This is a genomic window from Stenotrophomonas sp. 22LJNL06-5-1, from assembly GCF_056861455.1.
Window position 1 is genome coordinate 133,970 of record NZ_JBSPUE010000002.1, and the last position, 15,531, is coordinate 149,500.

The following is a 15,531-nucleotide window of genomic DNA, read 5'->3' on the forward strand; positions in this document are numbered from 1 at the left end:
GGCAGCCGAGCCAGCGTCGCCCTGCATGTTTCAGGACGATTGCCGCCAAGGCACTTAAATGTTACGATATAACATATTATTTTGGCGTGACGACCGACCGTGATCGGACGTCGCTGCAGCGACTCCCAAGAGAGCGAGATGGATGCCCATTGAGATCAATGACGATGGCCTTGATCCCACCCTTCTGCTGAAGGGCCTGTTTCCGCTGCCGAAGTTCATCCGCTTCGTCCGGGAGCGTTGCCCACCCGGAAGCTTTGATGAAGCGATGCTGGTAGAGGAGTGGCGGAACGCGCGTGCGCTGGTGCGCCAACTTCATCAGGACGAAGCGGATGATGCCGATGCCATGGATGTCCTCGCCCTGCCGGAAGAGATGCGGCCATTGGCCGAACAGGCCCTTCGCCAACCCTCGATGCACCGCATGACGAGCATGGTGCCCCGCAGCTGGCAGATGGTGGAGATCGATCGCCTGGTGGTCTTCCAGGAATGCATCAACCTGCACCATATCGATCAGCTTGCGGCAACCACGTCCGCGTCACCCGATGCGCGCGAAATCATGGAGCTGGTGGCGCGAACGGGACGCCACGCACATCCGGATGTGCGCTTTACCCAGTCCGATGGCAGCTACACCTTTGCATCTGCGTCCAACGACCTGCGGTTCCTCGACGTGGCGACGATCGATCCTCGCACCATCGCCGGCTACGAGCCGTTCGGCGCGGCCAGCCACGCCCTTGTCATCTATCTCGGTTTCAGCGACAACCTGATCAGTGCCACACGTATTGGCCGCCGGATCATCCTGACCAACGGCTCGCACCGGCTGTTCCTGTTGCGCAGGCTCGGCTTCCGCCATGCCCCCTGCCTGGTGACCGATGCGTCCGACAGCGATCTGTCCGACGTGTTGTTGCCCGCCGCGGTAAAACAGGATCGGCAGTTCTATCTGGGCGCTTCGCGACCGCCGATGTTCAAGGACTACCTGGATCCGCGCCTGACCTGCACTGTGCCGGTTACCCGCAAGCACTATGCGCTCAGGGCCAAGCTGGATCTGCAGAGGATCACCGTTCCGGCGGTGTAGAAAGGCCGTGGATATCAAGCCCGACGGCGGCAGCCAGCTACATCAGGTCGTCGCCCGCAGACCGCCTTTCAGATTCGCGTCGTGGCCATGAACCGTTCACGGTCCTGCTGCGTGCGGCGACGGATCTCCTCCAGCGCCTGGCTTTCGGTCGCCTGCAGCATGGCCTCGAACAGGCGCTGGAAGTGATGACGCATCGCATTGCGCGCAGCCACCGGATCGCGCGCACGCAGGGCTTCGAAGATCGCCATGTGCTCGTCGGCACGGCTGGCGCCATCATCATGGCAGACCCGTGCATAGACCTCGGTCACCCGCGGCAGTTCGCTGCGCATGCGCCAGATCTGCTGCACGAAGAACTCCACCACCGGGTTACCGGAAAGCCGTGCGATGGCCAGGTGAAAACGGCGGTCGTACTCGCCGGCTTCCGCATCGCTCAGGTCGCGACGGCACAGTGCTTCGGCCAGCGCCTGCAGCTCGGCAATGCCGGCATCATCCAAATTGCTTGCCGCCAGAGCGGCGGCCTCGGCCTCGAATACCGCGCGGGCAGCGGTGAGGTCGAAGGCGCTGACATCCGGCAGTCCGCCGGACGCCTGCGTCGGGCGCGGCTTCACATGCACACCCGAACCGATGCGGATCGCGATCCAGCCCTGTGCTTCCAGTGCGATCTCGGCTTCGCGGATGGTGACCCGGCTCACACCGAACCGTTCGGCCAGTTCACGCTCGCCCGGCAGCCGCGAGCCCGGCGGAAATTCGCCGTCCTCGATCAGCTTGCGGAGCTTGGCAGCGATGGTCTGGTATAGGCGGTTGGCGGACATGCGGCTGACCCTTGGCGATTCCTTCCGGGTCCCTGCCCTGCCACCGCGGCCGGCAAGGGTCCGGTTGGAGCGACGGCGCGACCACTGGCCGCGCCGCCCTGTTCAGAACTTGTATCGTACACCGAAATACGCACGCCGCCCGTAGGTAACCACTTCGCGGAAGTTCCCATAAAGCGGCTGGTAGGCCACGCGTGGCTCGTTGGTCAGGTTCATCAGCTCCAGCGACAGCGACAACTGCTTGTTCACCCGGTAGCGCAGGCGCAGGTCCACGCTGGTGTTGTCATCGTAGTAGCGGTTCTGCTGCGCGGTGTTGCCGGTGAAGTCCTGGTAGTAGTGCGAGCGGAACTTGCCGATGGCCTGGATGTTGAAGCGCCCGACGTCCCAGTAGATCGAGCCGGACAGCACGTGCCGCGAGAAACCACTCAGGCCAGCCGGCGGCACGATCGCCGGAATGATCGTGCCATCACTGGCCAGCTGCTCGCCCAGTCGCGAGCCCTGGGTCCGGTAGTCGGCATCGGCGTAGTTGTAACTGACCTTGAAGCCCAGTCCATCGAACGGCTTGGGCAGGTAGGACAGTCGATGGGTGGCGGTCAGCTCGAAGCCCGTCAGCGTGCTGTCCTCGTCGGTGGTTACCTGCTGGCGCACCGGCACGGTCACGCTCTGGCCGTCGATGGTGTAGGTCTCCGGCACCAGCGCAGTGGCGGTGCCGCCGTTGAACTGCTTCCAGTACACCGCGCCGGCCAGCATCGTGTCCGGGTTCGGGTACCACTCCAGTGACAGATCGCCGTTCCAGGACATCAGCGGCTGCGCGGCGGGGTTGCCGCTGGCGCTGATGTCATCCAACGCGTCGGCCAGATTGCCGTAGGTGGCATCACTGCTCAAGTTGATGGTGCGCCCGGCGCCCAGCGCAGCGATGTCCGGCCGTGACATCGCGCGGTATGCACCGACCCGCAGCAACACGTCCGGGCGTAGTTCGAAGGCCGCGTTGAGGCTGGGCAGCAGCTTGTCGTTGCCCGCCTTGAACACCTGCGTGCTGTACTCGCCGGTGGGTTGCAGGCGGATCGTGCCGTCACCGTTGTCCTCGATGCGCAGCCCGGTACGCACGCCTTCGGAGCGAACATCGGTCTTGACCCAGCGCAGGCCGAGGTTGCCGGTCACCGGCAAGCCGAACAGGTTGCTGCTGAACTCACCCATCAGATAGAGCGCGCGTGTCTTCTCGGTGATATCGACATTGTTCGGGTCCTGGAAACCCGGATCCAACCCACTGTCGAGGCTGCCACGGAACGACTGGTACAGGCAGTTCGGATCGAAGTACGCCCACGAGGAGATCGTGTTGCCGCTGGCGGCATCCATGAAGTCATCCTGCGGGAACGGCGCGCGGCAGGCCTGGTTGGCGGCGATGATCTTCGCCTTGTCGGCCGCCACGCGCTGGTCGTAGTCGGTTACCAGGGTGTTGTCGCGCAGGCGGTAGTCAGCCTGGCTGGCACGCACGCCGCCCTTGATGCGGGTGAAGAAGCCGGACTCGGGCATGAAGCTGGCATCGAAGCGACCGGCCTTGATCTTGTGGTCGTTCTCCGTTGCGCTGGAGGTGACGCGCGCCGCGCCGGTGTAGGCATCCCAGTTGTTGGGGTCGAAGTTCGGCGCCAGGGCAACACTGGGCACTTCGCCGTGCCAGTCCCAGTCATAGTCCACGTAGCCGGTGGCACCACTGCTGATGCCCGGCACGATGGCATTGTTGACGTCGCGCTGGTTGGCGCGCAGGCGGGTCATGCGCTCGCTGTCGAGGCGATTGGTGTGCGAGTACGAGAGATCGGTAGACAGCTCCCACGCCGGGGTCGGACGCAGAATCAGGTTCAGGCCACCCCCGGTGTATTCCTCGCCACGCCAGTAGCGGTTGGAAGTGGAGTCGATCGAGGTGCTGCCATGCAGGTGACGCACGATGCCCCCTGCGTCCACATTGCGCCGGGTGATGCCGCGGCGAGCGTTGGACAGGCTCAGATCGCTGCGGTTCTCGTACCAGTTGCGCTCGGTGTGTTCGAAGTCGAGGTTCACTTCGACCACATCGTTGGGCCGCCACTGCAATGCGGCGAACTCGCTCTGCCGGTCGTTGCGCTCCTGCTTGAGGCGGTAGATGCGGCTGCTTGGCACCAGGTAGTACGGCGCGCCGTTGGCGATGGCCTGCGCGGACACTTCATTGCAGTTGGCATTGCCCACGTTCTGCGTGCCATCGCAGGCATACCAGGTGGAACCACTGGTGATGCTCTCTTCCGGGTCGGTGCCATCCAGGCGCTGGAAGCCCAGCGAAATGCCCAGCTTCTGTCCGTTGCCGAATTCGAACTGGTCGATGTAGCTGGCGGTGCCACGGTAGCCGATGCCGTCGTCGTCGCGGTACTTCTTGTCATACTCGGCCCAGCTGCCACGCAGATCAATCTGCGCCGAGCGCTTGCCGTATTCCAATGGCCGTACTGTTTCCAGCCCGATGGTACCGGCCACGCCGCCTTCGATGATGTCGGCACGCTGGGTCTTGTAGATGGCCACCGTGTTGATCAGCTCGGCCGGGAACATGTTGAAGTTCACCGAGCGGTCGCCGCTGCCGTTGGTGATCTCGCGGCCGTTGAAGTTGGTGCTGCTGAGGAAGGCGCCCAAGCCACGGATCGAGATCTCCGACGCACCGGTCTTGTCGCGGGTCGAGGCGGCACCGGTCAGGGTCTCGATCGCATCGGCCAGCGAAGGTGCCGGCAGGTCGCCGATGTCATCGGCCGAGAGCACGTCGGCAATGACCGTGTCGTCGCGCTTCTTGTTGATCGAACTCTGCATCGATTCGCGGATGCCGGTGACCTGCACCTGGTCCAGCGTGGTGGGATCCTGCCCTGCCGCGTCCTTGCTGGATTGCGCCTGGGCCGTGGGCAGGCCCGCCAGCACGGCGAGCAGCGCCACGATCAGGGGTGTGGGGGACAACGAGATGCTGTGCACTGCTCCGGCGGGTCGCCGCATGGTTTCCTCCTCCCAAAGGATCGCCTGCATGCCAGGCGTGGGACGCAGCTTCGGCACGGCGACATGAGAATGTCAACCAATTGGTATGCGAATGTTCAAATGCCTTTGATCCATACCAATTGATCGCAATTTAATGTGCTCATGCAGCATGACTTTGCGCGAAAGCTGGCTTACAACAGACCCGAAAGTGGTATGCAGGCTCACCCTAAAACGACGGCCCGGCCGTCCCTGGAAGGATTTCATGCGCATTCACTCGCTGGCGCGTCACCCGTCCAACAACGCATCACTATTTTGCCTGACCACTGGTATGGTCATGTGCCTGACCACTTCAGCGGCAAGTGCAGCCAGCTGGCTCGTCCACGATGTCGCGGAGTTCACTACCGCCGCCTCGGCGCTGCAGCCCGGCGATGAGATCGTGTTGGCTGACGGCACCTGGACAGACGCCCGGCTGCTGCTGAAGGGCCAGGGCACGGCAGACGCGCCGATCGTGCTGCGCGCGCAGACCGCCGGCAAAGTTGTCCTCAGCGGGCGCTCAGACCTGCGCCTGGCGGGGAGCTACCTGCAGGTGTCCAACCTGGTGTTCCGCAACGGCTATGCGCCGGGTGATGCGGTGGTGGCGTTCCGCGAGTCGAGCAAGGCCGTCGCCAGCAACAGTCGCGTCACCGGCCTGGTGATCGATGACTACACCAACCCCGATGCCAGCGACCAGGACTACTGGGTATCGCTGTATGGCAGCAACAACCGGTTGGATCACAGCCAGTTGCGCGGCAAGACCAACGCCGGGCCGACCGTGGTGGTGGTGCGCGATGCCACCCAGGGCCTGGACAACCAGCACCGTATCGACCACAACTGGTTCGGGCCGCGCCCGGCGCTGGGCGTCAACGGGGGCGAAACGATCCGCGTCGGCACCAGCGACAGCTCACTGAGCGATTCCAACAGCACGGTGGAGGACAACTGGTTCGAAGGCTGCGACGGCGAGACCGAGATCATCAGCAACAAGTCCGGTGGCAACACCTACCGTGGCAACGTGTTCTACCGCTCTGCCGGCGCACTCACGCTGCGCCATGGCAACGGGAACCGTGTGATCGACAACGTCTTCCTCGGCGATGACAAGGCCGGCACCGGCGGCGTACGCATCATCAACGCCGACCAGACCGTCAGCAACAACTACTTCGAGCGGCTGGCCGGGTCCAGCAACCGTTCGGCGTTGGCGGTGATGGATGCGCAGGCCAGTCCGCCGCTGTCCGGCTATGCGCCGGTGGTGAATGCCACGATCAGCCGTAACACCTTCGTGGACGTGGCGAAGATCAGTTTCGGCGTCGGCCACGATGAAGCCAAAGGCATCGTGGTCGCCGCCAGCAGCAGCCGCTTCACCGGCAACCTGATCGTCAACCGCAGCAGCAGGAACCCGCCAACTGCCGCCAGTTCGCTGGCCGGCATCGACTTCAGCGGCAACGTGCAGTCGCCGACAGCCAGCACCGTGTTCCCGGGTGGCGTAGAAGGCCGTGGCGTCAGCCTGCAGCAGGCTGCCAGCGGATTGTGGGTGGCCACGCCTGCCCTGCCCGCCGTGGGCGCCGATCCTGCCCTGGCGATGACCGCGCGCGAGTCGACCGGCGTCGCCTGGTATCCCAAGGTGGGCGAAGTTGCCCCGTCACGCACCGGCAATGGAGTTGATCGATGAGGTTGCAGCCGCTGTTCGTTTCCCTGGCCCTGGCCGCCCCCTTCGCCCTGCTGCCGACCGCGTCGCTGTCCGCAGCGCCCGCTGCCGCCGCGCGGCAGGCCGACACCGCGCCGGTGCTGGTCACCGCTGCGCAGTGGCAGCAGATGGCCAGCGAAGGCCGCCGCTACCCGTGGTTCTCCAAGGAGCAGGCGCGCACCGAGGCAACACTGAAGAAGATGATGAAGGCCGGCATCGACGTGCCGGTGCCCAAGGACAAGGGCGGCGGGCGCACCCATGAACAGCACAAGCGCAACTACCAGGCACTGTTGGCGGCGGGCACGCTGTACCGGCTGACCGGCGACAGGGCCTACGTGGACTACGCGCGCGACATGCTGCTGCAGTACGCCAAGCTTTACCCCACGCTGGGCCCGCACCCGGAAGGCCGCGGCCAGATTCCCGGCCGCGTGTTCTGGCAGGTGCTCAACGATTCGGTGTGGCTGGTCAACGCCATCCAGGGCTACGACGCGATCCGTGACGCGCTGTCCGCCGAGGACCGCGACACCATCGAATCGAAGGTGTTCCGGCCGATGGCCGAGTTCCTCGTCAGCGAACCGAAGAACTACGACCAGATCCACAACCATGCCACCTGGGCGGTGGCCGCCACCGGCATGACCGGCTACGTGCTGCGCGACAAGGAACTGGTGGAGAAGTCCCTGCGCGGCAGCCAGAAAGATGACCGGTTCGGCTTCCTGCGGCAGATCGACCTGCTGTTCTCGCCCGATGGCTACTACGAGGAAGGCCCCTACTATCAGCGCTATGCGTTGGCGCCGTTCCTGCTGTTCGCCAACGCCATCGAGCGCAACGAGCCGCAGCGGAAGATCTTCGCGCGCCGTGACGGCGTGCTGTTGAAGGCCGTGGATGTGCTCGTGCAGACCAGCTACGACGGCCTGTTCTTCCCGATCAACGATGCGATCCTGGACAAGGGCATCGACACCGAAGAGCTGGTGGCCGGCATCGGCATCGCCTATGCGCGCACCGGTGATGACCGTCTGTTGTCGGTGGCCCAGCAGCAGAAACGCCTGCTGTTGTCACCCGAAGGCCTGCAGGTGGCGCAGGCACTGGCCGCCAACAAGGCCAAGCCCTTCGATTACCGCCCGATGCTGCTGCGCGATGGCCCCGACGGCGACCGTGGCGGCCTGGCGATCCTGCGCATGAACGGCGAACGCGGCCAGGCGCTGGTGCAGAAGGACACCATGCAGGGCATGGGCCATGGCCACTTCGACAAGCTCAACTGGCTGTTCTACGACAACGGCAATCCGGTGGTGACCGACTACGGTGCCGCCCGCTTCCTCAATGTGGAAGCCAAGCGTGGGGGCATCTACCTGGCCGAGAACCGCAGCTGGGCCAAGCAGACCGTGGCCCACAACACCCTGGTGGTGGACGAGCAGAGCCACTTCAAGGGCGACTGGAAGCGCGGCGAGGAGCATGCCCCGCAGGTGCGCTTCTTCCAGGCCGATGCCGATACCCAGACTGCCTCGGCAACGATGCGTGATGCCTATCCCGGCGTGGTGTTCACCCGCACCCAGGCGCTGCTGCGCCACCCCGACCTGGGCCTGCCGGTGGTACTGGACCTGCTGCAGGTGCACGGCGACAAGGCCGCGCGCTACGACCTGCCGCTGCACTTCAACGGCCACATCGTTACCACCGGCTTCGAGGCCGAACACTTCCCCGCCCAGCGCCCGGTGCTGGGCAAGGACAACGGCTACCAGCACCTGTGGCTGGATGCACGCAGCAAACCCGGCAGCGAGCCGCGGTCGCTGGCGTGGCTGCTGGACGGGCGCTTCTACACCTACCGCTTCGGCAGCAGTGCGCCGGCACAGGCGCTGCTGATGGAAAGCGGCGCGAACGATCCGGAATTCAACCTGCGCCGCGAGCCCGCCCTGCTGCAGCGCGTGGAAGGCCAGAAGGACGTCACCTTCTTCAGCGTGCTGGAGCCGCATGGCGAGTACAACGGCACCGCCGAGTATGTGCACGGCGCCGACAGCCGCATCAGGGACATCGTGCGCAGCCGGGGCAGAGATGCCGAGTTGATCGAGCTGCGCCTGACCAGTGGCGCGCGCATCGCCCTCGGCGTGGCCGACGACAGCAGCGCCAAGGGCGAGCACAGCGTGTCCGTCGAAGGCCACACTTACCGCTGGAACGGCAGCCATGCGCGCATGGACCGCAGCAAGGGTGACGGCAAATGAACGGCCCTGCGGTGGTGGCCAACCTGCGCAAGGTGCCGGTGCGTTCAGCAGTGCGCTGGCTGATCGTGGGCCTGATTGCCGTGGCCACGGTCATCAACTACATCGACCGCAACGCACTGGCGGTGATGTGGCCGGAAATCGCCAAGGAAGTGGGCGCGACCAAGGATGACTACGCCCTGCTGGTGACGGTGTTCATGCTGTTCTACGCCGCCGGCCAGTTCCTGTTCGGGCGCCTGTTCGACATGATCGGCACGCGCCTGGGCTTCGCCCTGTCGATCAGCGTGTGGTCGATCTCCATCGCCCTGCACTCGATCACCCATTCGATGCTGTCCTTCAGCCTGGTGCGGGCGATGCTCGGCATCAGCGAAGCGGGTGCATGGCCAGGCGCGGTGAAGGCCAATGCCGAGTGGTTCCCGGCGCGCGAGCGCGCATTGGCGCAGGGCGTGTTCAACGCCGGCGCGTCGATCGGCGCGATCGTTTCCGCACCGGCCATCGCCGGCCTCTACCTGTGGCTGGGCTGGCGCGGCACCTTCGTGCTGGTCGGTGCAATCGGGTTCCTGTGGCTGCTGCCATGGCTGTTTGTCTACCGCACCGGCCCGGACAAGCACCCGTGGGTGAGCGATGCCGAGCGCCGACTGATCCAGGAAGACCAGGCCGGGCAACAGGCAGAGGTGGCGCCGAAGGCCAGCGTTCGCGAGCTGCTGGCCCACCGGCAGAGCTGGGGCATGCTCGCCTGCCGCTTCCTGCTGGACCCGATCTGGTGGCTGTTCGTGTCCTGGCTGCCGATCTACCTGGCTGAAACCTTCGGCTTCGACATCAAGCAGATCGGCCTGTTCGCCTGGGTGCCGTTTGTCGGCGCGATGCTCGGCAGCCTCAGCGGCGGCTGGCTGTCCGGGCGGATGATCCGCGCCGGGCACAGCGTTGACCGCGCCCGCAAGCTGGCCATCACGCTGGGCTGCGTGATCATGGCCCCAGCCCTGCTGGGCGCTGTGCTGGCCAACCAGCCGCTGCTGGCGGTGCTGGCGATCGCTGCCGTGCTGTTCGGCTTCCAGGTGGCCATCGGCAACATCCAGACCCTGCCGGGCGATCTGTTCGACGGCCGCTCGGTGGGCACGCTGGCGGGCCTGGGGGGCCTGGCCGCCGTGGCCGGCACCTTGATCACCACCTGGCTGGTGCCGGTGCTGACCCGCCACTCCTATGCCCCGATCTTCATTCTCGTTGCCGCGCTGGTGCCGCTGTCGCTGGCTGCGCTGTGGTGGTGGACCGGACCTATCCACAAGCTCGACCGCCGCGGCGGTTGAGCCGGCATCTCTCTTTACATTCCCCCGCAAACCAAGGAGTTTCCCGCATGTCGTTCCAGGACAAGGTGGCCATTGTCACCGGCGGTGGCCGCGATATCGGCCGCGCCGTTTCGATCAAGCTGGCTGCCGCCGGTGCACGCGTCTGCATCAACTACGCCAATGATGAAACCAGCGCCCAGGAAACGCTGGCACAGATCCAGGCGGCCGGTGGCCAGGCCATCGTGCATCGCGCCGACGTCACCGATGCCATGGCCGTCGCCGGCCTGGTCGCTGCGGCACAGGCCGCGTTCGGCAAGCGCATCGACCTGCTGGTGAACGTGGCCGGTGGCATGGTGCAGCGCCGGCCGCTGGCCGACATCGACCCGGCGTTCTTCCACACCGTGATGGACCTGAATCTGACCTCGACCTACCTGACCACGCACGCGGTGGTGCCGCACATGCGCGAAGGCGCGGCCATCGTCAATTTCGCCTCGCAGGCAGGTCGTGATGGTGGCGGTCCGGGCGCATCGATCTATGCCACCGCCAAGGCGGCGGTGATGACCTTCACCCGTGCCATGGCCAAGGAGCTGGGGCCGAAAGGTATCCGGGTGAACGCACTGTGCTGCGGCATGATCGCCACCCGCTTCCACGACGAATTCACCAAGCCGGAAGTACGCACGGCCGTTGCCGGCGCCACCCCGCTGCGCCGCCAGGGCGCGCCGGACGAAGCCGCCGACGCTGCGGTGTTCCTGGCCTCGGATGCGGCGGCGTTCATCACCGGCGCGAATCTGGACGTCAACGGCGGCACCTACTTCTCCTGACACCTGACCGGACTCCCGCCCATGCAGCGCTGGACACTTCTGTTTTCATTGACGCTCGGCTCCGCCATGACGGCGCCCGCTGTGTGGGCCGCACCCGTGTGGGTCACCGCCTGGACGGCCGCGCCTGCGCCCGACCGCAAGGACGGAACGTCCGATGCGCCGGTACAGTTCGCCGCACAGACCGTGCGCCAGGACATGCGTATCGGCAGCCGTGGCGATGCGCTGCGGCTGCGCATCAGCAACGAGCTCGGCACGGCACCCTTGCGGGTCGAGGACCTGCGTGTGGGAGTGAAGAACGGCAAGGCCGCACCGCTGCCGGTAACGGTGGATGGCCGCGCGGTCATCGAGGTGCCGGTGGGTGCCGCACTGCTGAGCGACCCGGTGCGGATGCCGGTGGCGGCGCTGCAGGAGATCAGCGTGAGTGCCTATTTCCCGCAGCCCACCCGCCCCGCCGTGCGCCGCACCGAGCTGCGGGTTGCGGATGGCAGGCAGACAACCGTCGCCGACAGCGTGCGGCTGAGCTACCAGCAGAACGTGTTCTCGGCAGTGATGGTGCAGCGCGCAGATCGCCCCCAGGTAATCGTGGCGCTGGGCGACTCCATCACGGAAGGTGCCACCGCACGTCGCGGCACCTTCAACCAGTGGCCAGAGCGGTTGGCGCAGCGCCTGCAGCAGGCCTGCCCGAACCGGTTCGTGGTGCTCAACCAGGGCATCAGCGGCAACAAGCTGCTTGACCATGGCCGCAGCCACAGTGCGCTGTCACGATTGGATCGCGATGTGATCGCGGTGGCCGATGCCGATCAGGCCATCCTGTTTGAGGGCATCAATGACATCCGCCATGGCGGTGGCGCGCAGCCGCTGCCTGGACGCAATGCGGCGGACATGCTGCTGGGCTATCAGCAGGTTGCGGCGCGGCTGCATGCGCATGGCATCCGCTCCTGGCTGGGTACATTGACCCCATTCGGCGGTTCCGAGCGCTACGAGCCCGTGTCCGCAGCCACCCGCACCACGATCAACCAGTGGGCACGCGGCGGCAACAGCGGCTTCGATGGCATCATCGATTTCGATGCCGCGCTGCGCGACCCGAAGGCAGCCGAATCGTTGCCCAACGACATCACCCGCGACCATCTGCATCCCAACGACGAAGGCTACCGGCGCATGGCCGATGCCATCGATCTGCGCATGCTGGGCTGCACCGCCCCCGAGTGAGAGAGAACCGATGAGCCGCGTCGTTTGTTTCGGTGAGTTGCTGCTGCGCCTGGGCGCGCCCGGTCGTGAACTGCTGCTGCAGACGCCGCAGCTGCAGGTTCATGTGGGAGGCGCCGAGGCCAATGTGGCGGTCTCGCTGGCCTGCCTGGGCCACGATGTGCAGATGGTCAGCACAGTACCCGGTAACGCGCTGGGCCGGCATGCCGTGGCCGAGCTGCGGCGGCATGGCGTGGGCGTGGCCGCCGTGCATGAAGTGGAGGGTGACCGCATGGGCCTGTACTTCCTGGCCACCGGTGCGGTACAGCGGGCCAGCGAAGTGGTGTATGACCGGGCCGGTTCTGCATTCGCAAACAGCAGCGCCAAGGATCATGCGTGGTCCACCCTGCTGTCCGGCGCGCACCTGCTGCATGTCTCGGGCGTCAGCCCGGCGCTGGGCGCCAACGTGGCCGAGTCGGTGCTGGGTGCCGTGCGTGCGGCTCGCGCGGCCGGTGTGCAGGTGTCCTTCGACGGCAATTACCGTCCCTCACTGTGGCGACGCTGGGATGGCGACGCAGCGGCGATCCTGCGTGAGGTCTTCGCCGAGGCCGACATTGTCTTTGCCGATCATCGGGACATCGAACTGGTGCTGGGGCTGCACTTCCCGCAGGACGATGTAGTCGCCCGAACCGAAGCCGCTGCGGCCGCTGCCTTTGCCGCGTTTCCTCACCTGCAGTGGCTGGCCTGCACCCAGCGTCACGTAGTGAGTGCAGACCATCACATCCTGGGCGCGCTGCTGCTGGGGCGCGACGGCACGCGGACGCAGGCACCACCGCGTCCGCTGCCCGGTATCGTTGATCGCATCGGGGGTGGCGATGCCTTTGCCGCCGGCATCCTGCACGGATTGCTGTCCGGGCTCGACGCAGAAGGCACCGTGCGCTTCGGACTGGCTGCGGGCGCGTTGAAGCACGCCATTCCCGGCGACTTCAGCCCGGTAGCTGAGGCGCAGGTGCTGGCCCTGCTGGGCAATGCAGGCGCGGATGTCCGGCGCTGAACGCGGGACGCGCGTGGTCACTCTGTCGGCGCGCTGACCAAGCGACGATTGGGGCGCAGATAGATGCTGCCGGAACGGGCATCCAGCAGGATATTGAACTGCTGCAGGACTTCGCTGCCAAGCGTCCCGTCGTCCGAGGAGCCTTCGTCATCGACGGTGATCGAGGCTCTCGGCCCTTTCAGTTGCAGGGTCGAAATGCTGGCCACGGGCACACGCACGTCCACCGCGCGGATCTTCCGGCCCGCGCTGCCGCTGAACTGTGACGTGCCGAGCCGTTCCGGGAACGCCTCCTGCAGGCGGTGGGCGGTGCCGAAGGCGTAGGACAGGTCGATGTTGCCGTTGCTGCCCGTGTCCAGGGTAAGCCAGGGCGCGAAGGTGCTGCTGCCGTTGCCGAGCGTGACCTGGATGGCTGGGATATTGTCGATCCAGCGCACGTTGGCCCGGACATACCCGGCAAGGTCGGGAACATCGTCGTGCACGCGCAGCAGGCTGCGGTCGTAGTCGATTTCCAGGACCTTGCCCTGGAAGAAGGTCCAGCCCAGCACCGCATCGAAGGGGCGTCCCCTGTAGTCGATCACCACCGCTCCCAGACGCGCCGGTATCGACGAGAAAGCGAAGTGGTCGCGAGCCATTGATCGTACCCTCGACATAGATCCGGTGATCCTTGCCCTGCTCGAAGGGAATGTCGGTGACCGCAGCACCTGCTGCGAGAGGCACCAGCATGATCAGCATCGCGCATTGAAGCGCAGTACGAGGCAGTTCGTACATCCAAGGGCTCCTTCCTTCAGTAGAGCCGCAGCAGGTGCCGTGCCCCTTGCGGATTGGATGCCGCTGCCGGTGAAGAGGTTTAATGCACCGGTGCAGCGCCACCGGCAGGCCACCGGGACCGGATCATCGTCCGGAGATCCACGCTTCAAGTGCGGCGGTGTCCCGCATGTCGCCGTCATAGCGGCGATCCGGAACATGCGGTTCATTGGAACCGCGCACCCGGCCTCGGAAAACCTTCATCGGTACGGAAATCCTGGCCAGTCCGCTCGGCAGCCGCTCCGGCCTGACATCCATGTAGAGGCTGTCGGCCGAAGTTTCGACACCGACCTGCATCGCGCCCAGCCGTTTCCACAGATCCAGCGCATCGAGGCAGGCCGAGCCGCAGGACGCATCGGCCACGACCACCACCCTGCCCGTGTGTCCGGGTCCGGACTGCTCTACCTGCAGTACCGCGGCGGCCGGATCATTGGCCGGTTCCCGCCATAATGGTTGGCCTTGCTCTCTTGCCTGCGCCATCCCTTCGGTCACGGACTCCAGCATGTGCAGCAACGCGGGTGATGCGTCAGGCGCCTGCTTCAGTTTCTCCAGAAAACCACGAAGCTGTGCGATGTTGGGCTCGGACGCCCGCCACTCCACCCAGCTGTCGTCACGCACTGCATCCACGGCCTCGCGCCCCCAGATCAACCGCGCCAGCTCGATGCTCCAGTGCGACGCGCCACCGCTGTTGCCGCGCACATCGAGCACGATCAGGGGCGCCTGCCGCAACGCATCAGCCACCGGGGTGAGTTGCTGCAGCATCCGGGTCAGCTCCTTGAAATTGGCCGCAGTGGGATCGGCGTTGAAGCTGCTGGTGGTGATCCAGTAGCCACCGCCTGGCATCGTGTGCCAGCCATTGGCCGGGCGGAAGCTGCGCCGGGTATCGGCCAGGCGCTCCTTCAGGGCTGCCGGATCGAGTGGCGTCCAACGCAGCGCATGGGCCTGCTCTCGACCATTCACACGGAAAACGCAGCTGCGCAGCGTGGGCACGAACGGATTGCCCTGCTCCAGCAGCACTTCACCGCCACCCTGGATGCGGCTGGCCTGCAGGTTCCAGCGCCCGCTGAAGTCACCCACCCGGCGCGCAGCCAGCGCCTGCGCATCGATGCCATCACAGGACAGCAATCGAGCCCCCAGCGGCGGATGGCCCGGACCACCGTCCACGGTCATGACCACCTGCGCATCGCCGTCGAAACCGGTCAGGAACCCGGGCCACTGCGTTGGAAGATCGGGAGCGCCGGCAAGCGCGTTGAGGCTGGCGTGGCCGTCATTGAAGGAGGCCGCGTAGCCCTTCATGGCCCACCAGTAGCCTGCGAAGCTTTCGACGTTGCCCGCGCGCGCGCGGGCAAGCGCCGAGGCGGCCTCCAGCTGCGGAACGAAACCGGGATTCCGCAGATCCACGGCGCCGGGATGGCTGCCGCACATGGCGGCGTCGGCAGCGTCCAGATCCTTCAATAGCGTGTCCGACCAGTCGATCGGCGCGCCTTGCGCGGTAGGCGCCGCAAGCACCGCACCGAGCAGCAACCATGCAATGACCATGGATTCATCCCTTTGCCGGAACAAACGCCAGTCTCGCAGTTTTCCAGCCTGGCGTACCGCGCCCGCC

General features: G+C 65.8%; 11 protein-coding genes. 7 read left to right on the forward strand and 4 right to left on the reverse strand.

Annotated features, from left to right (window positions below):
- The first annotated feature begins 142 nt into the window (after positions 1-142).
- Positions 143-1,069: a hypothetical protein gene (locus AC13GF_RS06260; RefSeq protein WP_483003896.1), complete on the forward strand. Its 927-nt coding sequence runs from the start codon at positions 143-145 to the stop codon at positions 1,067-1,069.
- 68 nt (positions 1,070-1,137) lie between these two features.
- Here AC13GF_RS06260 and AC13GF_RS06265 read toward each other — a convergent pair whose 3' ends face one another.
- Complete coding sequence (locus AC13GF_RS06265; protein ID WP_032127248.1) at positions 1,138-1,881, reverse strand: FadR/GntR family transcriptional regulator; 744 nt, start codon at positions 1,879-1,881, stop codon at positions 1,138-1,140.
- Between the two features lie 102 nt (positions 1,882-1,983).
- Positions 1,984-4,875 carry a TonB-dependent receptor gene (locus tag AC13GF_RS06270; RefSeq protein ID WP_483003898.1) on the reverse strand — a complete coding sequence of 964 codons (2,892 nt, stop codon included), beginning with the start codon at positions 4,873-4,875 and terminating at the stop codon, positions 1,984-1,986.
- Between the two features lie 241 nt (positions 4,876-5,116).
- On the opposite strand from AC13GF_RS06270, the gene AC13GF_RS06275 reads away from it, so the two are divergent.
- From AC13GF_RS06275 to AC13GF_RS06300, 6 genes are read left to right on the forward strand one after another with little or no spacing between them, the layout of a single operon-like run.
- Entirely contained in the window at positions 5,117-6,556 is a 1,440-nt protein-coding gene (locus AC13GF_RS06275; RefSeq protein WP_483003900.1) for a polysaccharide lyase 6 family protein, read from the forward strand.
- Positions 6,553-8,781, forward strand: a complete 2,229-nt coding sequence (locus AC13GF_RS06280; protein ID WP_483003902.1) for an oligoalginate lyase — start codon at positions 6,553-6,555, stop codon at positions 8,779-8,781. Before AC13GF_RS06275 ends, AC13GF_RS06280 begins: the two co-directional genes overlap by 4 nt.
- Entirely contained in the window at positions 8,778-10,082 is a 1,305-nt protein-coding gene (locus tag AC13GF_RS06285) for an MFS transporter (protein ID WP_483003903.1), read from the forward strand. The genes AC13GF_RS06280 and AC13GF_RS06285 overlap by 4 nt, the downstream gene beginning before the upstream one ends.
- Positions 10,083-10,129: 47 nt before the next feature.
- A complete protein-coding gene (locus AC13GF_RS06290; protein WP_483003905.1) occupies positions 10,130-10,882 on the forward strand; it encodes an SDR family NAD(P)-dependent oxidoreductase in 753 nt (250 codons plus the stop codon).
- 21 nt (positions 10,883-10,903) lie between these two features.
- Positions 10,904-12,091: a GDSL-type esterase/lipase family protein gene (locus AC13GF_RS06295; RefSeq protein WP_483003907.1), complete on the forward strand. Its 1,188-nt coding sequence runs from the start codon at positions 10,904-10,906 to the stop codon at positions 12,089-12,091.
- Positions 12,092-12,101: 10 nt separating this feature from the next.
- Positions 12,102-13,121 (forward strand): sugar kinase, encoded by a 1,020-nt coding sequence (locus tag AC13GF_RS06300; protein WP_483003909.1) that lies wholly within the window; start codon positions 12,102-12,104, stop codon positions 13,119-13,121.
- 17 nt (positions 13,122-13,138) lie between these two features.
- Here the strand turns inward: AC13GF_RS06300 and AC13GF_RS06305 are convergent, their stop codons facing one another.
- On the reverse strand, positions 13,139-13,753 hold the full coding sequence (locus tag AC13GF_RS06305) for a hypothetical protein (RefSeq protein ID WP_483003911.1): 615 nt from the start codon (positions 13,751-13,753) through the stop codon (positions 13,139-13,141).
- Positions 13,754-14,012: 259 nt separating this feature from the next.
- Positions 14,013-15,464: a S41 family peptidase gene (locus AC13GF_RS06310; RefSeq protein WP_483003913.1), complete on the reverse strand. Its 1,452-nt coding sequence runs from the start codon at positions 15,462-15,464 to the stop codon at positions 14,013-14,015.
- Between the last annotated feature and the right edge of the window lie 67 nt (positions 15,465-15,531).

What these genes read in the sequence shown, in the direction of transcription:
- AC13GF_RS06265 (WP_032127248.1), bottom strand. Translation starts at nt 1,881, where the DNA reads ATGTCCGCCAACCGCCTATACCAGACCATCGCTGCCAAGCTCCGCAAG.
- AC13GF_RS06280 (WP_483003902.1), top strand. Translation starts at nt 6,553, where the DNA reads ATGAGGTTGCAGCCGCTGTTCGTTTCCCTGGCCCTGGCCGCCCCCTTC.
- AC13GF_RS06305 (WP_483003911.1), bottom strand. Translation starts at nt 13,753, where the DNA reads ATGGCTCGCGACCACTTCGCTTTCTCGTCGATACCGGCGCGTCTGGGA.
- AC13GF_RS06260 (WP_483003896.1), top strand. Translation starts at nt 143, where the DNA reads ATGCCCATTGAGATCAATGACGATGGCCTTGATCCCACCCTTCTGCTG.
- AC13GF_RS06300 (WP_483003909.1), top strand. Translation starts at nt 12,102, where the DNA reads ATGAGCCGCGTCGTTTGTTTCGGTGAGTTGCTGCTGCGCCTGGGCGCG.
- AC13GF_RS06310 (WP_483003913.1), bottom strand. Translation starts at nt 15,464, where the DNA reads ATGGTCATTGCATGGTTGCTGCTCGGTGCGGTGCTTGCGGCGCCTACC.
- AC13GF_RS06270 (WP_483003898.1), bottom strand. Translation starts at nt 4,875, where the DNA reads ATGCGGCGACCCGCCGGAGCAGTGCACAGCATCTCGTTGTCCCCCACA.
- AC13GF_RS06290 (WP_483003905.1), top strand. Translation starts at nt 10,130, where the DNA reads ATGTCGTTCCAGGACAAGGTGGCCATTGTCACCGGCGGTGGCCGCGAT.
- AC13GF_RS06275 (WP_483003900.1), top strand. Translation starts at nt 5,117, where the DNA reads ATGCGCATTCACTCGCTGGCGCGTCACCCGTCCAACAACGCATCACTA.
- AC13GF_RS06295 (WP_483003907.1), top strand. Translation starts at nt 10,904, where the DNA reads ATGCAGCGCTGGACACTTCTGTTTTCATTGACGCTCGGCTCCGCCATG.
- AC13GF_RS06285 (WP_483003903.1), top strand. Translation starts at nt 8,778, where the DNA reads ATGAACGGCCCTGCGGTGGTGGCCAACCTGCGCAAGGTGCCGGTGCGT.